This window comes from Streptomyces sp. NPDC051109 (genome assembly GCF_044455885.1).
In the GTDB taxonomy this organism is placed as follows: Bacteria; Actinomycetota; Actinomycetes; order Streptomycetales; family Streptomycetaceae; genus Streptomyces.
Map to the genome: position 1 here is coordinate 440,014 of NZ_JBITFF010000004.1, position 13,711 is coordinate 453,724.

The window sequence follows — 13,711 nt, forward strand, 5'->3', positions numbered from 1 at the left end:
TCAGGCGTTCCGACGCCGCACGACGACCGCGGCCACAGCCCCACCGATCAGGACGCAGGCGCCCAGCCCGAGCCCGACCCAGGGGAGGCTGCTGCCCCCGTCCTCCTTGGCTTCGGCCTGGGGAGCGGCGGATTCCGGCTTCTTGCCGTCAGCCGACGGGGCGGGGGAATTCTTCCCATCCGCCGCCGCCAGGTCGGGCAGCGGATAAACATCGGCTGGACCGGGGTCACCGGGCGTCGGTACGGCGATCCGGGGCCGGACGATGCCGTAGCCGATGTAGTCGTTGCGCTGAGCACCGTCCGTCGGCTTGCCGGCGGTGTTCAGGAGGACCCGGAGGACCTGGTTGTTGGTCCAGTCGGGGTGCGCGGACCAGAGGAGGGCGGCGGAGGCGGAGGCGAGGGCGGTCGCGTCGCTCGTGCCGTGGCTCGTGCACAGGCCCGTCTTTCCTTTGCACGCCGTGACGATGTCGATGCCCGGGGCCGCCATGTCCACATGAGGACCGTGCGACGATTCCTTGGTGGGCTCACCCTTGGCATCGACCGCCGCGACCCCGACAACGCCAGGTGTCGCAGCGGGGTATGCCACCGGGTTGAGCCGCCCTTCACCGCTATTTCCGACGGCCGCAAAGATCAGCTTGCCTTTTGAGAGGGCATACTTCACGGCCTCTGCCCGCCCTCGGTCATCCTCTGCTTTGGTGGGTAGACCCAGGGACATGTTGATGATCTTGGCGTCGGAGTCCGCCGCGTAGCGGATGGCAGCCGCCCAGGAAGGGGTGGCTTCATTCATCTCGTGGGGCACGCGGATCGGAAGAATCTTGGCACCAGGGGCAAGCCCGTAGGCTCCGTCACCCGTCGGGTGCTTTCCCGTGCCAGCAATCACGGCCGCCATCTCAGTGCCGTGACCGTCGTAGTCGGTGCGCTCATCACCGGCGAGATCATCCGGAGCGAGGTCTTTCCCAGGGACTAGCTGGCCTTCCAGCTCGGGAAGGACTTCGACACCGCTGTCAATGACGGCGACAGTGATGCCCTTACCCGTGCTGGTCTTCCAAAGATCATCCGCCTTCATGGTGTCGAGATGCCATTGCTGCGAGCGAATTGTCTCCGCATGGGCCGGGGTCGCGGCGACCCCGGCCAGCAGCAGGCCTACCAGGGCCGCGGTCGCCTTGCGCATGTGCATCTCGTGCAACGTCCGTTTCTGCTCAGTCGATCACCGGCGGAGCAACACGACGGCTGCCCTGCCAGGTCTCTTCGTCCTCGACCAGGTAGTCGGGGCGTTCGCCGCCCTGGTCCTCACGTCGCCTGCCCGGCGCATGCGTTCCCGCACCCGCGTGGCCCATGGCGCCGCCGTTGTTGCGTACGAGACCCGAGCCGCCCTGGGTGAACGGCTGACCGCCGTTGGCCATGCGTCCGCCTGCCACAGCCTGCCGGCCGCCCACGATGCCGCCCGGCTCCGAGGCCAGCCGGCGTGCCGCAGGGGAGCCGTTCACGCCGCCAGCGTGGCCACCGCCACCACCGTGCGGCCCACCCACCATGCCGCGGCCAGTCTGGGTACCTTCGGTGCCGATGACCGTGCCGCGCGGGATACCCGCGTTGGGGCCGCTGGTCGGCACCTGGCGGCCGCCCATGATGCCGGAATCCCGCGGGGGCAGCCCAGCGATCGGGTTGACCTTGCTGAGGCCGCTACCGCCGGGACCGAGGTTCGGCAGGTGACTGGGGCCGGGACCGAGTCCGGGAATCGCCTTCCCGGTGATCGGCGGAAGCCCCACGGGCGGGAGGGGAGCGACGGGGCCGGGTCCGGGGCCCACGGGGAGGTTGGGGACCGGTGTGCCCGTCGTCGGGGGCAAGGTCGTCGTGGGCGGCGGCAGAGTTGCAACGTGGTCGAGGTCCACGTCCACGCCACGGTCCGGGAGCCCGGGCAGGGGCGTGGATCCTGTCGTCAGCGGCGGGGTGTCGTCCGCCTTCGGCTGATGGCCCGGCACCCATCCCGGTTCATTCGAGGGCGTGCCAGACGGCCCGTACGAGTCCCTGGATGCACCGGTGTCCCCGCCGGACGTTCCTCCAGGCCGCGCAAGCTCTTGCCTACCGCCGCCGTAACCCTCCGGCACGAACACGCCCGGCGGCGGCGGGAGCGTAGGGATCTCCGCCTTGTTGATCTCGCCGTACGACAACTCATACGACTGCGCCAGGTTGTTCATCAACCTGATCGACTCGCGGTGGTCCGCGTCGAGCTTGCTCCGCTCCTGGCTGGCAATCTGCTGCGCGTCCGGGTCGTTGTGGGCCTTGCGGGCCGCTTCCAGGTTCTCGGCGGCCTTCGTGTCGTAGGCGGGCATGTCCCGCGCTTCGACCATCTTCTGGACGGTTTCGCCCATCCACTTCGCGCCCGTCGCGCTGTACTCGCTCAGCCGCAACGTGGCGTTGCCCGCCCGGCCCACCCATTCCTGGAACTTCGTTGCCGCCTCGCCCTCCCAGCCGGTGACCCGGTGGTTCTTGAGCTTCTCCGCGATCTTCGCGATGTCCTCGGACGCCTTCTGCAGGCGGTCGGCGCGGTCCTTGACCGCCGTCGGGTCCAGCGAGGCCCGCATCTCACGCAGCTTCTGGTGCGAGTAGCCCTCGAAATTCGTTGCCATCAGTAGTTGCCCCCCGTCGCGTTGCCGCCGGTGCCAGGAGTCGTAGTGCCAGGGTGCTTCGATGCCGCCAGCTTGCGCTGCTCCTCGATCCACGGGTCGCGCTCCGGCACGTACTCTGCCTCTGCTTGCTTGGCGATGGAGGCCATTCGACGCCTGGTCTCCTCGTCCACCCCGGCAAAGCCGTTGCCGGCCGTCAAGATCGCGATCCCCAAGGCCTCGATCAGCCCCGCCAAGCCCTTCGAGAGCTTCTCCAGCTCCGTGACGACCGTCGTGTACGACTTGAAGAGGGCGTCGGCCTCCGGGAATCCCGAGCCGAGCTTGGCCGCCGGCAGGGTGTTGGTCGCCAGCTTCTTGTGGTCCGCAGCCGAGCCCGTGAGGTCGTCCAGGAGGTCATCGACCATCTTCTGGTACTCCGACAGCGTGTCGTGCTCGATCTTCAGATCGGCCGCGGCCTGCTGCGACGCCGCCTGCTTCCTGATCGCGTCCGCCAGGCCCGAACCCAGGCCGGCCAGCCCCGCCAGGCCGTCCGGTGCCTTCTCCTCTGCCACGATGGCCTCCCCGACTCCCCGAAATCCCCGGGGTCGCGGCGTGTCCGCCGCGGCCCCTCCCCGTTCGCACCCGTTCAATCGCGCACGTACTACGTCTTACCGATCACTCTAGCGACCGGTACCGACAGTCCCAACCTCGGGGTTGCACGTGCAATGCGGGTCACACGGTCACGAGTTGGGCGCCGCGACCGCCGCCGACGGGCGGATCGGGAGCCTGTTCACCGGTCGGCCGGTGGCCGAGCGTACCGCCGAGGCTACCGCCGCCGGGGCCGTCACCACAGGGATCGCGCTCGCCGCCTTCGCGCCGAACGGGGCCACCACGTCCCGCTCTTCGACCAGCTTGACGATCCGGACCACCGGCGCGTCCAGCGACGTCGGCAGCGCGTAGCCCGTCAGGTCGGGGTGGCGGACCAGGCCCGACACCGAGCGGAGGTTCTCCGAGAGCGCCGCGCCCACGCCCTGCGTGACGCCCGCCTCGATACGGGCCTCCAGCTGGCGGGGGTTGAGGATGCGGCCCACGTCCTGGGCCACCGCGAGTTCGACCACCCGCACGGAGCCCAGTTCGATGTCCACGTCCACCACCGCGCGGATCGCGCAGAAGGCGAGGCCCACGAAGGCGTCGCCCTGGCCGTCGCCGTCCAGGGGCTCCGTCGGGTGGGGGCGGCACTGGGCCGTCGCCCAGAGTTCCTTGCCCGCCATGGCCTCGGAGACCGTCGTGGAGAAGGCCCCGTCGTACGAGGTGATGCGGCCGTCCTGGATCTGGAGGAGTTCCGTCGACATGCCCAGCTTGTGGGCCATCGGCTGGAGGAGCTGGGTGCGGACCATCTTCGCGGCGCGCTCCACCGCGCCGCCGCTCACCCACGTGTGGCGGCCGTGCGCCGCCGGGCCCGCCGGCGGCTGGTCGGTGTCGACCGGGGCCGTCACGACCTCGTCCACGCCCAGGATCTCCTGGACGATCTGGCGGGCGAGCGTGGCGAAGCCCTGCCCGGTGTCGACCGCCGCGCAGATCACCGTCGCCGCCCCGTCGACGACCTTGACCGTCGCCGTCGAGACCTCGTCGGTGCCCTCCGCGCCGAGCATGTGGACCATGCCCACGCCGTAGCCGACGCCGCGTCGCACCGCGCCCGGCTCGCCCGCGCCCTCCGGGCCGCCCGGCAGCAGCCACTCGTCCTCCGGGGTGTCCTTGGGGAGGGAGGGGAGGGGGTAGTCGCGTACCGCGCGCAGGAGTTCCGCCACCGGGGCCGGGCAGGTGACCGTCTGGCCCGTCGGGAGCAGGTCGCCCGTCGCCAGTACGTTGCGCAGGCGCAGCTCCGCGCCGTCGATGCCGAGGGCGGCCGCGAGCTTGTCCATCTGGCCCTCGTACGCGGCGCAGACCTGCATCGCGCCCTCGCCCCGCACATGGCCCGACGGCGGGTTGTTGGTGCGGACCGCCCAGCCCTCGACGAAGGCGTGCGGCACGACGTACGGGCCGCAGGCGAACGCCACGGCCGCGGCCAGCGATTCGGAGGACGAGTCCGCGTACGCGCCCGCGTCCATCAGGATCTGGGCCTCGACCTTGACCAGTCGGCCCTCCGCGTCCGCGTGGTGGCGGTAGCGGAGCAGCGTCGGGTGGCGGTGGGTGTGGCCGAGGAAGGACTCCTCGCGGGTGGCGGCCAGCTTGACCGGGTAGCCGGTGCGCAGTGCGAGCAGCCCCAGCGGCAGCTGGAAGGCCGCGTCCTCGCGGTCGGCCGTGGCGCCGGGGACGCCCGTGACGACGACGCGCACGCGGTCGGGTTCGAGGCCGAAGCAGGCCGCGGCCAGGTCGCGGTCCAGGTGCGGGTCGGTGGAGGCGGTGTAGATCTCCACGCCGCCGTCGGGCCGCGGCACGGCCAGTCCGGCCTCGGCGCCGATGGGCGCGGGGTCCTGGCGGCCGATCCGGTAGAGGCCCTCGACGACGACCTCGCCGGTGGCCTCCGGGTCGCCGTAGCGCAGCGGGATGTGCCGGATCAGGTTGCCGTCGGGGTGCAGGGCGGGGGCGCCGAAGGACTGCTCGGGGTCCGTCACCGCGTCGAGCAGCTCGTACTCGACGGCGATCGCGGCCGCGGCGAGGCGTGCGGTGTCCGGGTGGTCGGCGGCGACGGCGGCGATGGGCTCGCCGTGGTGGCGGACGACGTCGTGGGCGAAGACGGGCCGGTCGGCGATGCGGCGGCCGTGCGTGGTGGCGCCGGGGACGTCGGCGTGGGTGACGACGGCGCGCACGCCGGGCATGGCGGCGGCCGCGGAGGTGTCGACGGAGAGGATGCGGGCGTGGGCGTGCGGGGAGCGCAGGACGGCGGCCCAGAGGAGGCCCTCGGCCCACAGGTCGGCCGCGTACGGGAAGGTGCCCTCGCTCTTGGCGCGCGTGTCGGCGGCGGGTACGGAGGCCCCGATTCCGCGCGGCACCTCCTGCTCGCCCGCCTCGGGCGCCACGGCGGCCGAAGCGCCCGTGGAGACCGATACCGTCGTCGTGGCCGTGGCCGCGTCGTGCCCGCTCACGCCATGCCTCCGTTGTGGTGGATCCCGCCCTCGCCGGGCGGCGCCTGGTGCGGGATGCGCGCCTCCGCGCCAGGGCCCGTCCCGGTTCCCGACCCGTTTCCGTGCCCGTGCCCGTTCCCGGGCGCAGGCGCTTCGGCCGCGGCCGAGGCCTCGCGCTCGGCGACGACCTCGCGGACGGCCTCGATGACGCCCTTGTAGCCGGAGCAGCGGCACAGGTTCCCGCACAGGGCCTGCCGGGTCTCCAGCTCGCTGGGGGCGTGGTTGCCCTCCAGCAGGTCGTGGATGGTCATGGCCATACCGGGCACGCAGAACCCGCACTGCACCGCACCCGACCTGCACAACGCCTGCTGCACGTCCGAGAGTTCCCCGCCCGCGGCGAGCCCCTCGACGGTCCGGACCTCGCTGCTCGCCGCCGTCGCGGCCGGCACCAGGCAGGAGGCGACGAGCCGGCCGTCGACCTGCACGGCGCACGCCCCGCATTCGCCCTGCGAGCAGCCGTCCTTGGCGCCGGCGAGACCGAGGCGCTCGCGCAGCACGTAGAGCAGGGACTCGCCGATCCACGCACCGGTGACGGGCCGGTCGGCGCCGTTGACGCGCAGGACGTAGGAAGCCAGCGGATGCTCGTGATGGGCGACGGCCTCGGCAGTCGCGTTCTCTTCGTACGTCGGCCCCTCGGCCGGGAAACCTTCGGGGGTTCCCGCTTCCGGCGTCGCCACAGCGATGTCCGCGGTGTGCGGGCTCGGCGTTCCCGGAGCCCCGGCTTCGCCGAAGCCGAAGCCGCCCCCGAGACCGCGCCCGTCCGTGTCTGCGGGCTCCGCGGCGGGCTCCGCCGTGAACCCGTGCTCACCGCCCGGCCCGGGCTCCGCCCCGGCGGGGCCGTGCCCGTGGCCTTGGCCGGGGCCGTGTCCGTGCCCGGGGCCGTGCCCGTGGCCGGACGCCGTGAACCCGTGCCCGTCGGTGTCCCCGGGCTCCGCGAAGCCGCCGGCGACGCCGTCGACCCCGGGACCGCCCGACAGCACGTACTCGGCAGCCGTGACGGGCACCGCCTCGCGCTCCGCATCCCGGTCGGCGGGCGAAGCCGCCTCGGCGGCCTCCGCCCCCGGATGCGGCCGTTGCGCCATGACCGGCGTCGGCGCCGGGCCGTGGGCGGCCTCGATGTCGTGCGGAGCCGGCTGCACCGGCTCCGGCTCGGGCTCCGCCGGCTCCGGGAGCGTGCCCACGCCGGGTCCGCCCAGGACGCGGGGGCCGCGCACGGGGCCGCCGACGCCGGGGCCGCCGAGCCGCCGCAGGCCCGCGCCGGAGGTGCCCGTGTCGCCCGTGTCGGGGCGCGCTTCGGGCAGCACGCCCGAGCTCATCACGGTGTCCGGACCCGGCCGCACGGCCGGGTCCGCCTCGAAGTCGGGACGGGTCGCCCAGGGGGCGGCCGCGCCGCCCGGCAGCGTCGCCGGGGCCTGGCTCCAGTCCGCCGCCGGAGTGCCGGGGTGGAACTCCCCGGTCTGCTCGGGCAGTTCCGGGAGGGTCCACTGGCCAGTGGTCACGGGCTCGGAGTCCTGGACCGCTTCCGGGAACCGCCACTCGGCGGTCGCACCGGGATCGTGCGCCCCCTCGGCCGAAGCCGAAACCTGACCCGAAGCCGACATCTGGCCCGAAGCCGACATCTGGCCCGAAGCCGAAACCTGACCCGCCGCCGAGCCCGGCACCTGGCCCGGACCCGGCGCCCGGCCCTGCTCGCCGCCCGCAACCCGGACGGGATCCTGCCCAGCGCCCTCGAACGCCGCCGCCACGGACGCCGGAATCGGGATCGAGGCCGGGATCGGCCCGCCGACCGGCGCGGGCGTCGGCGCACCACCTGAAGCACCCGCACCGCCACCGCCACCGGTGTGCGGCGCCGTTCCCGCCTCCGGCCACTGCACCGGAAGCGTCCACGTCCCCGTCGCCGCCGGATCCGCACTCGCCGAACCCAGCGGCACGATCATCGGCGGCGGCACGTAACCGTGCCCGGGCGCCGCGAGCGGCTCCCCGGTGCCGAGCGCGTCCAGCATGTCCTGCGGCAGCTTCACGAAGGCCGTCGCGTCGGAGTCGTACTCGCCGCCCTGCGGGACCGGCTCCCAGCCCCAGCCGGTGCCGGTGTGGGCCGCGGGACCCGCGTCCCCCGTCGTTCCGCTCACGTTCTCGTTCTCACTCATGAGGTCAGCGCCCTCCCGAGGGCCCTCCGTGCCAGCACGGCGACAGTCCGCCGCAGATGCAGTACCCCGGGTGCCACCGGTTCGCCCTGGTCGGGGACGCAGGCGGCCGCGACGTACTCGCCGAAGGCCTGCAGCGCCTCGGGAGCCAGCGTCCGCTCCCCGTCCCAGTCGATCAGCGAGGCCACCCACTGCTCGGCCTCCAGCGGCCGCAGCGGCATGGGCGCGACCGCGCCGATCGCACAGCGCACACCCCGGCGCGCGGGATCCAGTACGAGCCCCACGGACGCCACCGCGCGCCCCGGCCCGGTACGCCCCGTGGCCTTCAGGAAGACCTGCGGCGCGTGCAGCAGCGGCACCCGTACGAAGCCGATCAGCTCGCCGGGCCGCAGCATCTCGCGGCCGGCCAGCAGGTGCGAGACCGGGATCTCCCGGCGCGAGCCGCCCGGGCCGTGGATGACGAGGACCGCCTCCAGCGCGGCCAGTACGGGCAGTGCGTCGCCCGTCGGCGCGGCGGTGGCGATGTTGCCGCCGAGGGTGCCGGCGTTGCGGATCTGCGGGGGCCCGGCGGCCCGCGCGGCCGCCGCCAGCGCGGGGATCAGAGCGGCGAAATCCGGCCGTCCCATCCGTGCGTGGGTGAGCCCGGCACCGAGCAGCGCGTGCCCGTCCTGGTACTGCCAGCCGCGGATCTCGTTGATCCGACCCAGGCCCACGAGCGCGGCGGGCCGCAGCAGCCCGGCGTTGACGGAGGCCATGAGGTCGGTGCCGCCGGCGACGGGCACGGCGGCGGGCATGGCGGCGAGTGCCGCCACGGCCTCGTCGAGCGAGGCCGGCAGCGTCACGGACTGCGCCGCCTGCGGCCCCGGAGATGAATGCAGTGCATGCGGTGCGTGCGTGGTCAACCCAGCTGCCCCTTCCCGATGTCCCGGTCCCGGCGCTCACGCCTGTCCGCCGTACGGTACGTGCTCACCGCCGGGACGTGGCAACTCTGGCACATCTTCCCCACCGCCCGGCGCGAGGGTCCGGCGGGCGCCCCCCGAAGCTTCCGGGCGTCCGGTTTCCCCCGTATTCACCGAATCAACCGAATCGATTCGGATCCGCCGAATTCCCCGGAATCGAGCAAGAGTTCCCGACCGCCCCCAAGAACGAAGGACGTCCCGGAACCCTCTGGAGTTCCACAGAAGTCCGAAGGGTTCCGATCGGTGGCGAACAGTCCCCGGGGGCCGCCACCGACCCCGCCCGAACACCCGGGAAGGGCGCACACGGGCACGGAAGGGCACGGAAGGGGCGGGAAGGGCGCGGAGGGAGCGAGAGGGCGCGGAAAGGGCGCGAGAGGGCGCGGAAGGGCGCGGAAAGGTTCCGGCCACCTCCGGCCAACCCCGACAGCCCTGCGACCGCCCCCGACCGCCCCGCCCGCATCACACGTTCGGGGGCTCTCCCTCGATCGGCCGCCCGAGTACTCCCGGCCGCCGCTGCCACGGCAACGGCCCTCCCGGCGGCCGGTAGTCGACGCCGAGCACGCCGAGCCGCAGGTAGTGCCCGCCCATCCGCGCCTCGAAGCCCGCGTAGTCCCGCTCGGCCGGCTCCGGCAGCCGGGACCACACCACCTCCGCGAAGGCCGCCAGCCGCGGGAACACCTGGTAGTCCACCCGGCTCTGGTTCTCCATCACCTCGGTCCACACGTTGGCCTGCGCGCCCAGCACGCGGGACGCGGCCTCCGGCGACAGCTTCGGCGGCACCGGCTCGAAGCGGTACACGTCCTCCAGCGAGCGCACGTACCCGATCGGCATCGGCTCGTCCCCGCCACCCGCCTGACGGTGGTCCAGGTACACCTGCTGCTCGGGGCACATCACCACGTCGTGCCCGGCCTCGGCGGCGGCGATCCCGCCCGCGTACCCGCGCCACGAGGAGACCGCGGCCCCCGGCGCGAGCCCGCCCTCCAGGATCTCGTCCCACCCGATCAGCCGCCGCCCGCGCTCCGCGAGCCAGCCGTCGAAGTGGCGGATGAACCAGGACTGCAGCCCGTCCTCCCCGTCCACCCCCAACTCCCGGATCCGTTCCTGCGCGAGCGCCGAGGCGCGCCACTGCTCCTTGGGGCACTCGTCGCCGCCCACGTGCACGAACGGCGAGACCTCCGCCGGGAACAGCTCCAGCAGCTCCTCGAAGACCCCCTCGTAGAAGCGCAGTACGGCCTCGGTCGGCGCGAGCACGTTCTCGTTGATCCCCCAGTCGTCCCACACCCCCAGCGCGCCGGTGTCCACGACGTCGGTGTTGCCGAGCTCCGGGTACGCGGCGATCGCGGCCTGCGAATGCCCCGGTACGTCGATCTCCGGGACCACCCGCACGTGCCGCTCGGCGGCGTACGCGACGATCTCGCGGATGTCGTCCTGCGTGTAGAAGCCGCCGTGCGGGGTCTCGTTCCACAGCGGCGAGGCCCGGTGCCCCCAGCGGCTGCGCGGCCGCCACGCGCCGACCCCGGTGAGCCGCGGGTGGCGCTTGATCTCGACCCGCCAGCCCTGGTCGTCCGTCAGGTGCAGGTGCAGCACGTTGAGCTTGTGCGCGGCCAGCAGGTCGACGTACCGCAGCACCCCGTCCTTCGGCATGAAGTGCCGGGCCACGTCCAGCATCATGCCGCGCCAGCCGAAGCGGGGCCCGTCCTGGATCCCTCCCACGGGCAGCCGCCAGGCGCGGTCCGGCGCCGTGGGCGCCCGCCGGTAGGCCTCGGGCCCGAGCAGCTGGCGCAGCGTCTGCGCGGCGTAGAAGAGGCCCGCCGGGTCGGCGCCTTCGAGCAGCACCCCCGACTGCGTGACGTGCAGCTCGTACGACTCCGCGCCGACGGTGCGGGCCAGCTCGGGGCGGAGGGCCAGCCGGATCACCGCGCGCCCGCCGTACGCCTCCCCCGGAGCCGGCGCGGGCAGCTCCCAGCCGGTGGCCGCGGCGAGCTCGCGCCGCAGCCAGCGGGCGGTCCCCTCGGCGCCGGGGCCGACGTGGAGCAGCGGATCGTCCAGCACGCACTCGCCGCCGTCGCGGGCGAATCGCGCGTACCGCGGCTCCGGAATCAACTCGGGCATGGGCCTCGACCCCTCCACCGTCCAGCCGTTGCGCGATGCGCAACGCGCGTTCCACAGGGCGCCCGGCGCCCGTGCGGCCGACCCTAGTGCGCCCCCCGCGCACGGCAAAGGCCCCCGGACGCGCATCAGCGCATCAGGGGGCCTTCGAGGGCCGTTCGAGGGCCTCGGTCCCGCCGGTGGAGGGGCCGTACGGACCGGACCTACTTGTCCTTGCCGCCCTTGTCCTTGTCCCCGCCGGGGCCCATGGACTCGTAGATCTCCTTGCACATGGGGCAGACCGGGTACTTCTTCGGGTCCCGGCCCGGCACCCACACCTTGCCGCACAGCGCGACGACGGGGGTCCCGCCGAGCGCGCTCTCCATGATCTTGTCCTTCTGGACGTAGTGGGCGAAGCGCTCGTGGTCGCCGTCGCCGTGGGACACCTGCGGCGTCGGCTCTACGAGGGTCCCCGTACCAGTCCCGCGCTCGGGCTCAAGAGTGCTCATAAAAGCCAGGGTACCGACCCGCGCGCGGGTCAGTTGAGCGACGGGTCGTCGGGATACGTGGCGACCATCGCGAGCTCGCTGCGCTGGCGGCGCAGCACCGCCCGCCACAGCCTTTCCGGATCCGGGTACGACACGTCCCCGGGCTCCGATTCCACGACGTACCAGGCGCCGTCGCCGAGCTCGACCTCCAGCTGGCCCGGGCCCCAGCCCGAGTAACCGGCGAAGATCCGCAGCGAGCCGAGGGCCGCGGCCAGCAGCTCCGGCGGGGCCTCCAGGTCGACCAGGCCGATCGCCCCGTACACGCGGCGCCAGCCGAGCGGCCCCTCCTCGCCGGGGATGACCGCCACGCCGAGGGCCGAGTCCAGGCCCACCGGGCCGCCCTGGAAGACGACCCCGGGATCGCCGGCCAGGGTCGCCCAGGGCAGCAGGATGTCGCCGACCCCCACGGGGGTGGGCCGGTTGAGGACCACGCCGAGCGAGCCCTGCTCGTCGTGGTCGAGCAGGAGTACCACCGCGCGGTCGAAGTTCGGATCCGCGAGGGCGGGGGTGGCCACGAGCAGCCGCCCTGTGAGGGAGGACACCTCGGTCATGCCGACATGATCTCGCACATTCGCCCTTCAGGGGGAGCGGGCGGGCGCATCGGATCGCCCGCAGCTCAGGGCGCACCGCAGCAGGGAGGAGCGCGCGCCTCCACCGATGGCGGAATGCGACGCTCCGCCATGAGGTGGGCACTGTGGGTGTTGTGGCTAATTCATGACAGTCCTACGGCCGCGTCAGCCTTACGAACAAGGGGGTGGTGCCCCTTACCCTTTTCCCTGGCCCCCTGCCCACCCTCCTCTGGCTTCGCCGGGGGAGCCCCTCTCCGGAACGCGAGATTCATGACCGGCACAGACAGAGACGACGTATTGCTTGTCCATGGCGGTACCCCGCTTGAGGGCGAGATCCGTGTCCGCGGTGCGAAGAACCTCGTGCCCAAGGCCATGGTCGCCGCTCTGCTCGGCAGCGGACCCAGCCGGCTCCGCAACGTTCCCGACATCCGCGACGTCCGGGTCGTGCGCGGGCTGCTCCAGCTGCACGGGGTGACCGTCCGCCCCGGCGAGGAGCCGGGAGAGCTCGTGCTCGACCCGACGCACGTCGAGAGCGCGAACGTCGCGGACATCGACGCGCACGCGGGTTCGTCGCGCATCCCGATCCTGTTCTGCGGCCCCCTGCTGCACCGCCTCGGCCACGCCTTCATCCCGGGCCTCGGCGGCTGCGACATCGGCGGCCGGCCGATCGACTTCCACTTCGACGTGCTCCGCCAGTTCGGCGCGACCATCGAGAAGCGCGAGGGCGGCCAGTACCTGGAGGCCCCGCAGCGCCTTCGCGGCTGCAAGATCCGCCTGCCCTACCCCTCGGTCGGCTCGACCGAACAGGTGCTCCTGACGGCCGTTCTGGCCGAGGGCGTCACCGAGCTGAGCAACGCCGCGGTGGAGCCGGAGATCGAGGACCTCATCTGCGTTCTGCAGAAGATGGGCGCCATCATCTCCATGGACACCGACCGGACCATCCGGATCACCGGTGTCGACCGCCTCGGCGGCTACAACCACAAGGCGCTCCCGGACCGCCTGGAGGCCGCCTCCTGGGCTTCCGCGGCGCTGGCGACCGGCGGCAACATCTACGTCCGCGGGGCGCAGCAGCGCTCGATGATGACGTTCCTGAACACGTACCGCCGCGTCGGCGGCGCGTTCGAGATCGACGACGAGGGCATCCGCTTCTGGCACCCGGGCGGCCCGCTCAACGCGATCGCGCTCGAAACGGACGTGCACCCCGGTTTCCAGACCGACTGGCAGCAGCCGCTGGTGGTCGCCCTGACCCAGGCCGCGGGCCTCTCGATCGTCCACGAGACGGTCTACGAGTCCCGTCTGGGATTCACCTCGGCGCTCAACCAGATGGGTGCACACATCCAGCTGTACCGGGAGTGCCTGGGCGGCAGCGCCTGCCGGTTCGGGCAGCGCAACTTCCTGCACTCGGCGGTCGTGTCCGGCCCGACGAAGCTGCAGGGCGCCGACCTGGTCATCCCCGACCTGCGCGGCGGGTTCTCGTACCTGATCGCGGCGCTGGCGGCCGAGGGCACCTCGCGGGTCCACGGCATCGACCTCATCAACCGCGGCTACGAGAACTTCATGGAGAAGCTCGTGGAGCTGGGCGCGAAGGTCGAACTCCCGGGCGGCGACCTCGTCTGAGCCCTACGGCCGTGACCGTACGACCGTGAGGCGTACGGCCTTCTGACGGCCGGTCGAAA

General features: G+C 73.0%; 10 protein-coding genes. 1 reads left to right on the forward strand and 9 read right to left on the reverse strand.

The features are described from left to right. From mycP to ACIBAD_RS10875, 9 genes are all read right to left on the reverse strand, one after another. The gene (gene mycP, locus ACIBAD_RS10835; protein ID WP_398905855.1) at positions 1-1,176 is read right to left on the reverse strand and encodes a type VII secretion-associated serine protease mycosin; all 1,176 of its coding nucleotides are present in this window, start codon (positions 1,174-1,176) and stop codon (positions 1-3) included. Positions 1,177-1,198: 22 nt separating this feature from the next. Beyond that, a complete protein-coding gene (locus ACIBAD_RS10840; RefSeq protein ID WP_134075665.1) occupies positions 1,199-2,719 on the reverse strand; it encodes a hypothetical protein in 1,521 nt (506 codons plus the stop codon). After that, on the reverse strand, positions 2,626-3,174 hold the full coding sequence (locus ACIBAD_RS10845) for a hypothetical protein (RefSeq protein ID WP_398905857.1): 549 nt from the start codon (positions 3,172-3,174) through the stop codon (positions 2,626-2,628). Before ACIBAD_RS10845 ends, ACIBAD_RS10840 begins: the two co-directional genes overlap by 94 nt. A gap of 168 nt (positions 3,175-3,342) precedes the next feature. Then, positions 3,343-5,688 carry a xanthine dehydrogenase family protein molybdopterin-binding subunit gene (locus tag ACIBAD_RS10850; protein WP_398905860.1) on the reverse strand — a complete coding sequence of 782 codons (2,346 nt, stop codon included), beginning with the start codon at positions 5,686-5,688 and terminating at the stop codon, positions 3,343-3,345. After that, positions 5,685-7,874, reverse strand: coding sequence for a 2Fe-2S iron-sulfur cluster-binding protein (locus ACIBAD_RS10855; RefSeq protein ID WP_398905862.1), 2,190 nt, complete (start codon positions 7,872-7,874; stop codon positions 5,685-5,687). The genes ACIBAD_RS10850 and ACIBAD_RS10855 overlap by 4 nt, the downstream gene beginning before the upstream one ends. Next, entirely contained in the window at positions 7,871-8,773 is a 903-nt protein-coding gene (locus ACIBAD_RS10860) for an FAD binding domain-containing protein (protein ID WP_398905864.1), read from the reverse strand. Before ACIBAD_RS10860 ends, ACIBAD_RS10855 begins: the two co-directional genes overlap by 4 nt. Before the next feature lie 516 nt (positions 8,774-9,289). Next, positions 9,290-10,942, reverse strand: coding sequence for a beta-N-acetylhexosaminidase (locus ACIBAD_RS10865; protein ID WP_398905866.1), 1,653 nt, complete (start codon positions 10,940-10,942; stop codon positions 9,290-9,292). A 200-nt stretch (positions 10,943-11,142) separates the two neighbouring features. Next, positions 11,143-11,427, reverse strand: coding sequence for a DUF3039 domain-containing protein (locus ACIBAD_RS10870; protein ID WP_030161320.1), 285 nt, complete (start codon positions 11,425-11,427; stop codon positions 11,143-11,145). A 29-nt stretch (positions 11,428-11,456) separates the two neighbouring features. Continuing rightward, complete coding sequence (locus tag ACIBAD_RS10875; RefSeq protein ID WP_134075669.1) at positions 11,457-12,017, reverse strand: YqgE/AlgH family protein; 561 nt, start codon at positions 12,015-12,017, stop codon at positions 11,457-11,459. A 288-nt stretch (positions 12,018-12,305) separates the two neighbouring features. Between ACIBAD_RS10875 and murA the strand changes: the two genes are divergently transcribed. Next, positions 12,306-13,652 (forward strand): UDP-N-acetylglucosamine 1-carboxyvinyltransferase, encoded by a 1,347-nt coding sequence (gene murA / locus ACIBAD_RS10880; RefSeq protein ID WP_053691036.1) that lies wholly within the window; start codon positions 12,306-12,308, stop codon positions 13,650-13,652. The last annotated feature ends 59 nt before the right edge of the window (positions 13,653-13,711 follow it).

What these genes read in the sequence shown, in the direction of transcription:
- ACIBAD_RS10865 (WP_398905866.1), bottom strand. Translation starts at nt 10,942, where the DNA reads ATGCCCGAGTTGATTCCGGAGCCGCGGTACGCGCGATTCGCCCGCGAC.
- mycP (WP_398905855.1), bottom strand. Translation starts at nt 1,176, where the DNA reads ATGCACATGCGCAAGGCGACCGCGGCCCTGGTAGGCCTGCTGCTGGCC.
- ACIBAD_RS10870 (WP_030161320.1), bottom strand. Translation starts at nt 11,427, where the DNA reads ATGAGCACTCTTGAGCCCGAGCGCGGGACTGGTACGGGGACCCTCGTA.
- murA (WP_053691036.1), top strand. Translation starts at nt 12,306, where the DNA reads ATGACCGGCACAGACAGAGACGACGTATTGCTTGTCCATGGCGGTACC.
- ACIBAD_RS10855 (WP_398905862.1), bottom strand. Translation starts at nt 7,874, where the DNA reads ATGAGTGAGAACGAGAACGTGAGCGGAACGACGGGGGACGCGGGTCCC.
- ACIBAD_RS10875 (WP_134075669.1), bottom strand. Translation starts at nt 12,017, where the DNA reads ATGACCGAGGTGTCCTCCCTCACAGGGCGGCTGCTCGTGGCCACCCCC.